The organism is Paraburkholderia sp. (assembly GCF_047605525.1).
Taxonomy (GTDB): Bacteria; Pseudomonadota; Gammaproteobacteria; order Burkholderiales; family Burkholderiaceae; genus Paraburkholderia.
On the sequence record NZ_JASGFN010000029.1, the window covers coordinates 88993 to 99527 of the forward strand.

Here is a 10535-nt window from a genome sequence, read left to right on the forward strand (position 1 = left end):
GGATGTGGCCGCACGCGGGTCAGCGCCGCTCTTCCTTCACGCGCGAGACGATCTGCGTCGGGCTCACGAATTGCAGCGCGATCAGCACCCAGACCAGCGTGATCGCCATATAGATCATCGCCATCGCGTCGATCGACTGCGGAGCGCGCACGCCGGTTGAGAATACAGCGTAGTACAACGCGACCACCAGCGTTTGCGTCGCGGGACCCGCCGTAAAAAACGTCAGCTCGAACATGCCGATCGTGCGCACCAGTACCAGCAGTCCGGCGGCGAGCATGCCGGGCACGAGCAGCGGCAGCAGCACGTAGCGGAAATAGCGCAACGTGTTGGCGCCGAAAATGCGCGCGGCCGCCTCGAGATTCGGATCGATCTGCTCGATGAACGGCGTCATCACGAGAATCACGAACGGCAGCGCCGGCACGAGGTTCGCGAGAATCACGCCCCATAGCGTGCCGGCGAGGCCGACCTTGTACATCACGGTGGCCATCGGAATGCCGTAGGTGACAGGCGGCACCATCAACGGCAGCAGGAAGATCAGCATCGCGAGGCGCTTGCCGGGAAACTGCACGCGCGCGAGCGCATACGCGGCCGGCACGCCGAGCAGCACCGACAGCAGCACCACCGCGCCGACCACCTGCACGGTCACCCACAGCACGCTCGCGAGCTGGAAGTCGCTCCATGCCTGCGCATACCAGTGCAGCGTGAAGCCCTGCGGCAACGCGGTGCCGAACCAGCGCGTCGCGATCGAATTGACCGCGACGGTCGCGATCAGCAACAGGACATTGATCAGAAAAAACGCCATCACGGCCCACACCAGCGCCTGCCAGACGCGGCCGGCGACGTTCGCGCGCTGACGCGCATGCTTCGCGGGCTCGCGCGCGCCGTCGCCCGGTTGCCGCGAGGCGGATGCGGATGCGGACGTGGGCCAGTCGGACCGCGCCGGTTGACGATCGGTCGGCATCAGCCTTTGCCTCCGGTTGCGGGCCCGCGATAGAACCAGCGGCGCGCGCCGAGCAGCGCGGCGACCACGATCAGTTGCACGAAGCCCATCACCATCGCGATCGCCGACGCGAGCGAATAGTCGTAGCTTTCGAACGCGGCTTCGGCGGCGGCAATCGACATCACGCGCGTCGGACCCGCCGGCGCGCCGAGCAGCACCGCCGACGGAAACACCGAAAACGCCTGCACGAACGACAGACACGCGGCCATCGTCAGCCCCGGCACCAGCAGCGGCAGATAGATGCGGCGAAACTGCTGCCACGGACTCGCGCCGAGCGTGGCCGCCGCGCTTGCGAGCGTCGGGTCGATGCCGGTCACGTACGACAGCGTCAGCAGAAACGCAAACGGAAAGCCCGATACGATCAGCGACAGCAGCACGCCCGTGAAGTTGTGCGTGAGGCGCACTTCCCGTGTGTACAGATGCAGCGCGTGCAACGCCTGCGGCAGCCAGCCGTGCGGGCCGAAATACGTGAGCATGCCGTCGGCGATCAGCACCGTGCCGAGCGTCACCGGAATCACGAGCAGCGTCGTGACGATCTTCTGATAGCGCGAGTAGCGGCGCAGCGCGAACGCGACCGGCACCGACACGCCGACGTTGATCAGCGTGGCCGGCACCGCGAGCTTCAGCGTGACGAGGATCGTCGGCCACATCGACGTGTCGGTGAAGAACGTCAGATAGTTGGCCCACGCGCCGCCGCCGTTCATCGGCTGGAACGACAGCGCGAGACCATACGCGAACGGATAGATGAAGAGCGCGACGATGAAGAGCAGCGCGGGCGTGACGAGCCAAGCCTTCGCATCGCGCGGCGCGCGTGGCGCCCGGGGTGGCGACAGCGTCGGCGTGTTCATGCGGCCGCGGCGCCGTAGACGAGCACGCACGACGGCCGCACGCGCAGGCTGATGCGCTCGCCTTGCGCGAATTCGCCGCTCACGCGCGCCCAGACGTCGCCGAACGCGGTCTTCACGCGCAGCAGCGAATCGTGGCCGCCGTATTCGACCGCGTCGATCAGCGCGTCGAACGCGTTGTCCGCGCCGGGCGCGGCACGCTCCATGTCTTCGGGGCGCAGCGCGACGCTCACGCGCTTGCCGTCGAAGTCCGCCATCGGCGTGCCGACCAGCCGCACGCCGTTCGCGCTGACGGCGACGCCGTCGCCCTGCGTGCCGTCGAGCGTGAACCCGGCGACGTTGCGATAGCCCATGAAACGCGCGACATGCAGATTGCGCGGCCGCGTGTAGACCTCTTTCGGCGTCGCGACCTGCTGCACGACGCCCTCCTTCATCACGACGATGCGGTCCGCCATCGATAGCGCTTCGTCCTGATCGTGCGTCACGTAGAGCGTCGCGCGTTCGAGCCGCGTATGAATGCGGCGAATCTCCGCGCGCATTTCGATGCGCAGTTTGGTGTCGAGATTCGACAGCGGCTCGTCCATCAGAATCAGCGGCGGCTCGATCACGATGGCGCGCGCAATCGCGACACGCTGCTGCTGACCGCCGGACAACTGACCGGGCAGCTTGTGCTCATGGCCGACCAGTTGCACGAGTTGCAGCGCTTCGCGCGCGCGGCGCGCGATTTCGCGTCTTCCCACGCCGCGCATCTTCAGCCCGAAGCCGACGTTGTCGAGCACGCTCATATGCGGAAACAGCGCGTAGTTCTGGAACACCATGCCGAAGCCGCGCTTTTCCGGCGGCAGCACGTCGATGCGCCGGTCGTCGAGCCAGATGCCGCCGCCGCTCAACGGCTGCAGGCCGGCGATGCAATTCAGCGCAGTCGATTTGCCGCAGCCCGACGGCCCGAGCAACGCGATGAACTCGCCGCGCCGGATCGTCAGGTCGAGTCCTTGCAGCGCCGCGATCGCGGCGCCTTGCGCGGTCGTGAAACTGCGGCTCACCGAATCGAGCCGCAACTGCTCAAAGTGATGCTTCATGGCGGTTTCCTGATCCGCGTGGCACGACGGTGCGTCACGCCGCGTTGTGCTCCGCGCTCCGTCCCGCTTCGCAATGGCAAGGTCTAGCGGGTCTTCTGCGCGCCGACGTCGCTATCCCATTTCTTGAAAGCCGCGACCATCGCAGCCGCATTGAGCGGCAACGCATGCGGATGGTCGGTCAGCATCTTCGCGTATTCCGGACGGCCGTACTTGCGCAGCACCTCCTGGCTATGCGCAGGCGCCTGCTCGAGCGTGACGCCCTTGATCGCCGGGCCCGGATAGAAATAACCGTCGTCGTAGGTCATCGCCTGCTGCGCGGGCTCCAGCATGAAGTTCATCATCTTGTAGAGCACGTCGAGCTTTTCCTTCGGCACGCCCTTCGGGATCACCATGTAGTGCGCGTCGTTGACCCACGTCATGTTGTCGAACGGCTGCACGCGGAATTCGGCCGGCACGATGCCGAGCGCGCGCGGATTGATGTCCCAGCCCGTCACGGTGACGGTCATGTCGCGCGTGCCTTCGCCCAGTTCCTTCATCACCGCCGCGGTGCCGCCCGGATAGTACGGAATGCAGTCGTTGAGCTGCTTGAGGAATGCCCACGTCTTGTCCCAGCCATGCACCGGATCCTGCGGGTCCTTGTCGCCGAGCACGTAAGGCAGACCCATCAGAAACGTGCGGCCCGGACCGGAGTTCGCCGGCCGCGCGTAGATCAGCTTGTCGGGATGCGCCTTGCACCATTGCAGCAATTGCTCGGGCGTTTTCGGCGGATCGCCGACCTTGGCCGGGTTGTATTCGAGCAGCGGACCGGCCGGCATATACGCGACCTCGAGCCCGTAGCCCTGCGCGAGGTCCTGCATCTTGCGCGGACCCGGCGCGTATTTGTCGAGCACGCCGGGGAACTGCGCCGCGTTGTCGGGCAGCAGCCTGATCCACAGGTTCTGTTCGATGCCGGCCGCGAGCGCGTCGGTGCCGGTCAGCACGAGGTCGATATCGGAGCGGCCCGCGGCCTGCATCGCCTTGATCTTGCCGGGCAGTTGCGGCGCGGGCGCATTCGTAAACGTGATGTTCGCGACGAGGTTCGGATATTTCGCCTTGAACGCCTCGAAGCCTTTTTGCGTGAGCTGGAGATCGCCGGCCACGTCGACGATATTGATCGTGACCGGATCGGCCGCGCGCGCAGCGGGGGTGAAGGCGGCGCTCGCCGCGATACATACGGATACCAGCTTGAGCGACAACCTGTGCGAAACAGTCATTGCGTCTCCTCGCTTCTTGGTATGGAAGCCCGCCGGTCAGATGCGTTGCGGGCGGTGTCTTTCTACCAAGGGAACATAGCGAAGCGCAACAGCCGATGTCAAGCAAATAGTCGCGACGGCGCGCGGCGCGCGAAAGTGGCTGTTTTTACGCGAAATCCTTGTCGTTCAATGGTTTGCGCACCGCATCCAGGGGCAAACCCGAGCAGGCGATAAAGCTGCAACAAACGTTGTCAGGCAAGCGGACGACTGGATGTGCCGTGTGTTCCGGTGCCTGCCGATCAGCCGCCGCGCACACCCTGCGTGTTCACGTACAACGAATACAGCCCGTGGCTCGCCGCCATGAACAGGCGGTTGCGATGCCGTCCGCCGAAGCACAGGTTCGCGCAACGCTCCGGCAACGCGATATGGCCGAGCGGCTCGCCTTGCGCGGTGAAGACGCGCACGCCGTCGAGTTCGTCGATGCCCATCCCCCAGCCGCACCACAGATTGCCGTGTACATCGACGCGAAAACCGTCCGGCGTACCGGGGCCCGCATCGATCAGCACACGATTGTTCGACAGCATCGCGCCCTTGCCTTGACCGTCGATGTCGACGTCGAACACGCGGATCTTGCGCGGCTCGCCACGCGATTCGACGACGTAAAGCAGGGACTCGTCCGGCGAAAACGCGAGGCCGTTGGGGCCGAGCACATCGCCGGCAACGACCGTCACTTCGCCGGACTGGCCGTCGATCCGATACACGCACGCGTTCAGTTCGGACTCCTGGTGCTCGCCCTCGTAGAAGCTGTCGATGCCGAAGGTCGGATCGGTGAACCAGATCGAGCCGTCCGATTTGACGACCACGTCGTTCGGCGAATTGAAACGCTTGCCCTGATAACGATCGGCGAGCACGGTGATCGAGCCGTCGTACTCGGTGCGCGTGACGCGGCGCGTCAGATGCTCGCAACTGACGAGGCGCCCTTCGCGATCGCGCGTATGGCCGTTCGCATTGTTCGACGATTGGCGGAACGTGCTGACCGTGCCGGTCGTTTCATCCCAACGCAGGATGCGGTCGTTCGGAATGTCGCTCCACAGCAGATAGCGTCCGTCGCCGAACCACACGGGCCCCTCCGACCAGCGCGTGCCCTGATACAGACACTCGACGGACGCCGACGCGAGAATCAGCGATTTGAAGCGCGGGTCGAACACGCGGACGGAAGGATCGGGATAGCGTCGGCTGTTGTCGGTCATGCGGTTGCCTGGGTGTCGGAGAGGTTCGGGTGGGTCTGCGCGAATTCGCGCTCGAGCGCGAGCAGCGTTCGCGCGGCCTGCGCGATCTTCGCATGATGGCCGGACGGCGTCGAACTGAGCAGCGGCAACAGTGGGCCCATGTCGGCGATGTCCGAGAACGTCACGGCGTCGTGCAGCACGCGAATCAGCGAGATCTGGTCGCGCAGCGTTTCGAGCGGCATGAATGCGTCGTACAGACGTTGGACGATGTCGTCGGTGTTGCGTTGGCTGCTTCGGCCGCTTTGGCCGTTCTGACCGCTTTGGATCGCGCGCAGCAACGCCATCGCCATGCGCGGCGCGATGCAGCCTGAACCGCTCGTCCACGCGGCAAGGCCGAACTCGCGCAGATGCACGAGCGCCGGCCGCTCGCCCATGCCCGACACGACCTTCGCGACCGGCACGCTGTCCAGCAGCCGGCGCAGATACGGATCGTGCGCGGGATCGTCGCGCACGATCGCGTATTTGACCGCGCTCAGCGTGCCGCGCTCGATGAGCCGCGCGAGCGCGTCGACATCCACGTAGTTTTCGCTCTTCACATACAGCGTAAGCGGCATGCCGGCCGTGTCGGCGATCCGCGCGAGCCCCGCCTCGACGCCCTCGGACGTCGTGAAGCCGCCGAACGGCAGCACCATCGCGGTCCGGTAATGCGTTTGCGCGAGGATGCGCGCCTGATCGAGCATTTTTCCGTAGTCGGGGCCGATGGCCGGAATCACACGCGTCGCGGGACCGGCGGCGTCGGCGAGGAGATCCAGCAGTTCCCGGTATTCGCTCGGCGCGACGTGATAAAGGTTCGCGTTGCCGCCGTATAGCAGCGTGCGCAAGCCGCCGGCCTCGATATGGCGGATCAGCGCGCGATTCTGCCCGGCGTCGAGTGCGTAATCGGCGCGACGCGCGAGCGGCGGCACGGCCATGACCGACGCGGCAAATTCATCGTCGCGGAGCGGGGATTCGTTCATGATGATTCACGCGCAAGCGCGCGAGGCGGGCCTTTCACGGTAGCATCGGCGCCGCAATGTCGTCAAACAACGTGGGCTCCGGCCGGCCTCGCACACGTACCTGGCGCGACAGCATGCAGAGTTGAGACAGGTTTATCTCAATTTTGTATGACAATAGAGCATGAAGACGACGCATGACGCGATCGCCGCGGCCGCTTTTCAGGATAGAGGGGGCTGGGCAAACATTAATCCGTTTCCCGAATAATCGAATAGTGGCGATTTAATAAAGGCGAGTGGCAATAATGCCGTCAATAATGCGAATTAAAGTGCGTTATTTGGTGACAATTAGCTCTTTCAATAACCCGCGAATCCTGAATAGGCTAAAAAATGAATGCCAATTGTTCATTGCCCGAAAGCTTGCCGTTTCTCCCGACTCAGCAGGGATTTGCGGCATTGCGGAACCGTTTTTTGGTGATAGATTATGCGAATAAAATAGACGGATGGAGCGCCGACCCGCGATTAACCGCAAATGAGATGTTTGCGAGCCTGAGAGAGTCAAAATTGTCGCTACATTTTATCGAGCAACTGGCACCGCTACTGGACGCCGCCGACGAGGCGGAATGGTTCGGCGCGATCGCGGGCCTTGCCGAGACGTGGGGCTTCGACAGGATTCTGATCGCGATGCTGCCGCGCCCCACCATGCGTCTGGAGGATGCCTACCTGCGCAGCACCTATGCGCCGGCATGGCGGCAGATGTATGACGAGGCGGGCATGGTTCATATCGACCCGACGGTCGTGCATTGTCTGTCGCGCTCCGCGCCGCTCATCTGGACACCGGATATTTTCGCGACCAAGGCGCAGCGATCGCTTTTCGAGGAAGCCCGCTCGTACGGCCTGCGCTCCGGCGTATCGCTGCCGATTCATGGGCCGAATCAGGAAGCTGGCATGATGTGCTTCGTCAACGAGAGCAATCTGTCCGACGGCTTCCGGCGTCATGTCAACGCCGCGTTGCCCAACCTGGTGCTATTGCGGGATCTCGTGATAGACACCAGTCAGCGGCATCTGAACACGCATGCCCAGACGTTATTGCCGAAGCTCACGCCGCGCGAACGCGAATGTCTGAAATGGACCGCACGCGGCAAATCCACGTGGGAGATCTCCCATATCCTGAACTGTTCGGAAGCCGTCGTGAACTTCCATATGAAGAACATCAGGACGAAATTCGGCGTGAATTCGCGGCGTGCGGCAGCCGTGATTGCGGCTCAGTTGGGGCTTATTGACCCGGGTTGAGCAGCGCGGCGGCGTCGCGGCTGTGCATGACGCGTTCGGCGCGGCCCAGGTCGGCGTCGGAAACGGTCTTCGTGAAATACAGGCCCAGCAGGATCGACACCGGCGCCGGAATCTCCGCGCCCGATTCGAAGCGGCTGCCGCGCGATTGCGTGACGCCGAAGCGCGCCCAGAAACGGCGCTGGCTCTCTTTTTTCTTCTTGCGATAGGCAATGATCAGAACGCGGTCGACTGCCGTGGAAACCTCCGCCGGACGCGACTGGAGATGGGTTTGCGGTTGCCAGTGATTCTCGAGAAGTTCCATTTTTGAGCCTTGTAGGTTATTGGCGGATACGTGCTTGAATTCTGCTTTACCCGATAAGCATTCACACCTATCCAGGTAGGTAGGTGGCGAATAGATTCAAAATGCATAAGTTTTTCTGCGTATTGGCCACCCCAAACACGTTCAGGAGAACGTCATGCAAACAACGATTCGTATTGGAATGCGGCAGGAATTCGACAACGAACTCATCAACGAGATGTACCGCCTGCGGGCCCGGGTGTTTCACGGCCGGCTCGGCTGGGAGATCCCGACCATCGCGGGAATGGAAATAGACGGCTACGACGCGCTCGGGCCGCATTACATGCTGATTCAGGATGAGAGCCAGCGGTTGCGCGGCTGTTGGCGGCTGATGCCGACCGAAGGCCCCAATATGCTGAAGGACACCTTCCCGCAACTGCTGCACGGCGCGGCCGCGCCGGTCGGGCGGCACATCTGGGAACTCAGCCGGTGGGCGATCGAAACCGGCGGCGAGGAACAGTCGTTCGGTTTCACGGACATGACGATCCAGGCGATCCAGCAAGTCATGCGCTTCGCGCAGCGCATGGGCATCACGCACTACGTAACCGTGACGACCACGCCGATCGAACGGATGCTGCGGCGAGCCGGCCTCGACATCAGCCGGCTCGGCGAGCCGCTGCGGATTGGGGTCGAACGGGCGGTGGCGCTCGATGTGGCGGTGAGCGAGAAGACCCTCACCGCGCTGTTTGGACCGGTCGCCGCGGCAGCCTGATTACCGCGCTCGCCGCCCGACCGTGGCTCGATCGATCCGAGCGGCGGGCCGGCCGAACCACGGGCGCGAGATTCAGGAGCCGAACATCCGTTCGAGCGCATTCTCGAGATGCGCGCGCATCGCCGCGCCCGCGGCCGCCGCGTCCTTGCGGCGGATCGCGTCGAGCACCGCCATGTGTTCGGCCTGCACGAGCCGTTGCCGCTCGACCGTCTTCACCAGCGACAGATTGCGCGACAGATTCATGCTGAACAGGATCTGTTCCTCGATGAACGACATCACGGTGATGAAAAACGGGTTCTTCGACGCCCGCGCAACCGCCAGATGGAACATGAAGTCGTCCTTCGCGCCGATCCCCTGCGCCTCGATGATCCGCTCGAGTTCGTCCCACGCGCGCTGAATCGCGGCGATATCGTCGGCATCGGCCTTGAGCGCGGCATGGGCGGCCGCGCCCGCCTCGGTCACGATGCGGAATTCGTAGCAGCGGCGGATATCGGACAGCGTTTCGAGCGGCGCGAACCGGCGCACGTCCGGATCGGGCCGCCGGGCCACGGTCGTGCCCGAGCCGTGCCGCGTGCTGATGATGCCGTCCGCCCGCAGCCGCGCCAGCGCTTCGCGCACCGTCGGCCGCGACGTCGCGAAACGCTCGGCCAGCGCATGCTCGGTCGGCAAACGCTCGCCTTCCTTGTATTCGCCTTCGAGAATGCGGTTGAGGATGTCGCCGTAGATCTGGTCGGGTAAGCCCTTGATTTTGCGGTCGCTCATCGGCGGACTAGGCAGCTTGTCTGAATATCGCCAGATTGTAAGGCCAACCCTCTGTCGCCTCGGCAAACTTATGCAAGCCGGATTTCGCCCGAGGCCGCCGCGACGCCTTCCCGCGGCTGCGCTCCGATCCGGAAAATTTGGCAAATGTTTGATTTACATCCTGGTCGGATGCATCTTTTCTGGCGATCATCTAAGCTTCGCTGGTATAAAAGATCAATAAACCCTGCCGCGGCAATAATCGCGGCAGACGCATTTTCAGACGCGGAGTCGATATGTACACACGCATTCTTGTAGCGGTCGACGGCAGCAACACCTCGCGCCGTGCGTTCGAAGCGGCGCTCGATCTCGCCAAATCCAGCGGCGCGGTTTTGCGGCCCTTCTATGTCGTCGAAAACACGCCGATGTATTTCGAGGCGCCCGGCTACGATCCGTCCATCCTGCGCAACCGGCTGATCGAGGAAGGCCAGGAACTGCGCGCGGAGTTCACGAAGGCGATGGCCGAGCAGGGCGTAAAGGGAGAACCGGCGGTCTCCGAGGCATCGTCACTCGGCGATGTGTCGGAAATCGTGCTGAAGGCCGCGGCCGAGTTCAATGCCGATCTGCTGGTGATGGGCACGCACGGCCGGCGCGGGTTCCAGCGGCTGATTCTCGGCAGCGTCGCCGAGCGCTGCGTGCGTCAGGCCACCCTGCCCGTGCTGCTGATTCCGTCCGCGGCCGGCGCGGACAACGAACCCGTCTGAGTTTTTTGCACCATGCACCACCCGCCGGGCAGTGCGCCACGCGCCGCCTGGCCGAAGCTGAACCGCCCAGAAGTTGAACCGCCGTTGCCCACCGAACCTGTCGACGAAATGCCTCGGCGAAGGATGGGACAGACAATCCATCACTACCACGATAATCGCGCGCAGACCATGTCGACTCCTTCCACCATTACCCGATCCGTGATTCGCGCCCCAGGCGCCGCCGAACGTATTGCCAGCGCGCCGCCCGCGCGCGGCACCCGCCGGAGCGCACCGCATAAATGTTGTCGAAACGGTCGCCGCTGCGATACAGCGCT

11 protein-coding genes and 1 pseudogene are annotated in these 10535 nt (G+C 63.8%); 3 read left to right on the top strand and 9 right to left on the bottom strand.

Annotated elements, in window-relative coordinates:
• Nucleotides 1–19: 19 nt before the first annotated feature.
• From QM685_RS31470 to QM685_RS31495, 6 genes are all read right to left on the bottom strand, one after another.
• Nucleotides 20–961, bottom strand: coding sequence for an ABC transporter permease (locus tag QM685_RS31470; protein WP_415122842.1), 942 nt, complete (start codon nucleotides 959–961; stop codon nucleotides 20–22).
• Nucleotides 961–1848: an ABC transporter permease gene (locus tag QM685_RS31475; protein WP_415122844.1), complete on the bottom strand. Its 888-nt coding sequence runs from the start codon at nucleotides 1846–1848 to the stop codon at nucleotides 961–963. The genes QM685_RS31470 and QM685_RS31475 overlap by 1 nt, the downstream gene beginning before the upstream one ends.
• Complete coding sequence (locus QM685_RS31480) at nucleotides 1845–2924, bottom strand: ABC transporter ATP-binding protein (RefSeq protein ID WP_415122846.1); 1080 nt, start codon at nucleotides 2922–2924, stop codon at nucleotides 1845–1847. The genes QM685_RS31475 and QM685_RS31480 overlap by 4 nt, the downstream gene beginning before the upstream one ends.
• A gap of 83 nt (nucleotides 2925–3007) precedes the next feature.
• A complete protein-coding gene (locus QM685_RS31485; protein ID WP_415122848.1) occupies nucleotides 3008–4177 on the bottom strand; it encodes an extracellular solute-binding protein in 1170 nt (389 codons plus the stop codon).
• A gap of 278 nt (nucleotides 4178–4455) precedes the next feature.
• A complete protein-coding gene (locus tag QM685_RS31490; protein WP_415122850.1) occupies nucleotides 4456–5406 on the bottom strand; it encodes an SMP-30/gluconolactonase/LRE family protein in 951 nt (316 codons plus the stop codon).
• Nucleotides 5403–6401 carry a dihydrodipicolinate synthase family protein gene (locus tag QM685_RS31495; protein ID WP_415122852.1) on the bottom strand — a complete coding sequence of 333 codons (999 nt, stop codon included), beginning with the start codon at nucleotides 6399–6401 and terminating at the stop codon, nucleotides 5403–5405. Before QM685_RS31495 ends, QM685_RS31490 begins: the two co-directional genes overlap by 4 nt.
• Nucleotides 6402–6965: 564 nt before the next feature.
• On the opposite strand from QM685_RS31495, the gene QM685_RS31500 reads away from it, so the two are divergent.
• Nucleotides 6966–7670: a helix-turn-helix transcriptional regulator gene (locus QM685_RS31500; protein WP_415122872.1), complete on the top strand. Its 705-nt coding sequence runs from the start codon at nucleotides 6966–6968 to the stop codon at nucleotides 7668–7670.
• On the opposite strand, the gene QM685_RS31505 is transcribed toward QM685_RS31500, so the two are convergent.
• On the bottom strand, nucleotides 7654–7971 hold the full coding sequence (locus QM685_RS31505) for an XRE family transcriptional regulator (protein ID WP_415122854.1): 318 nt from the start codon (nucleotides 7969–7971) through the stop codon (nucleotides 7654–7656). The two genes, QM685_RS31500 and QM685_RS31505, sit on opposite strands and share 17 nt — an antisense overlap.
• Before the next feature lie 154 nt (nucleotides 7972–8125).
• Here QM685_RS31505 and QM685_RS31510 point away from each other — a divergent pair, with 154 nt between their 5' ends.
• Nucleotides 8126–8719, top strand: coding sequence for an acyl-homoserine-lactone synthase (locus QM685_RS31510; protein ID WP_415122856.1), 594 nt, complete (start codon nucleotides 8126–8128; stop codon nucleotides 8717–8719).
• A gap of 72 nt (nucleotides 8720–8791) precedes the next feature.
• Here QM685_RS31510 and QM685_RS31515 read toward each other — a convergent pair whose 3' ends face one another.
• Entirely contained in the window at nucleotides 8792–9481 is a 690-nt protein-coding gene (locus QM685_RS31515) for a FadR/GntR family transcriptional regulator (RefSeq protein ID WP_415122858.1), read from the bottom strand.
• 272 nt (nucleotides 9482–9753) lie between these two features.
• Here QM685_RS31515 and QM685_RS31520 point away from each other — a divergent pair, with 272 nt between their 5' ends.
• On the top strand, nucleotides 9754–10221 hold the full coding sequence (locus QM685_RS31520) for a universal stress protein (RefSeq protein WP_415122860.1): 468 nt from the start codon (nucleotides 9754–9756) through the stop codon (nucleotides 10219–10221).
• Between the two features lie 199 nt (nucleotides 10222–10420).
• Here QM685_RS31520 and QM685_RS31525 read toward each other — a convergent pair.
• A pseudogene (locus QM685_RS31525) lies at nucleotides 10421–10535 on the bottom strand (Crp/Fnr family transcriptional regulator); the annotation flags it as partial.

Coding starts and splice junctions, on each gene's coding strand:
- QM685_RS31470 (WP_415122842.1), bottom strand. CDS start 961: ATGCCGACCGATCGTCAACCGGCGCGGTCCGACTGGCCCACGTCCGCA.
- QM685_RS31475 (WP_415122844.1), bottom strand. CDS start 1,848: ATGAACACGCCGACGCTGTCGCCACCCCGGGCGCCACGCGCGCCGCGC.
- QM685_RS31480 (WP_415122846.1), bottom strand. CDS start 2,924: ATGAAGCATCACTTTGAGCAGTTGCGGCTCGATTCGGTGAGCCGCAGT.
- QM685_RS31485 (WP_415122848.1), bottom strand. CDS start 4,177: ATGACTGTTTCGCACAGGTTGTCGCTCAAGCTGGTATCCGTATGTATC.
- QM685_RS31490 (WP_415122850.1), bottom strand. CDS start 5,406: ATGACCGACAACAGCCGACGCTATCCCGATCCTTCCGTCCGCGTGTTC.
- QM685_RS31495 (WP_415122852.1), bottom strand. CDS start 6,401: ATGAACGAATCCCCGCTCCGCGACGATGAATTTGCCGCGTCGGTCATG.
- QM685_RS31505 (WP_415122854.1), bottom strand. CDS start 7,971: ATGGAACTTCTCGAGAATCACTGGCAACCGCAAACCCATCTCCAGTCG.
- QM685_RS31510 (WP_415122856.1), top strand. CDS start 8,126: ATGCAAACAACGATTCGTATTGGAATGCGGCAGGAATTCGACAACGAA.
- QM685_RS31515 (WP_415122858.1), bottom strand. CDS start 9,481: ATGAGCGACCGCAAAATCAAGGGCTTACCCGACCAGATCTACGGCGAC.
- QM685_RS31520 (WP_415122860.1), top strand. CDS start 9,754: ATGTACACACGCATTCTTGTAGCGGTCGACGGCAGCAACACCTCGCGC.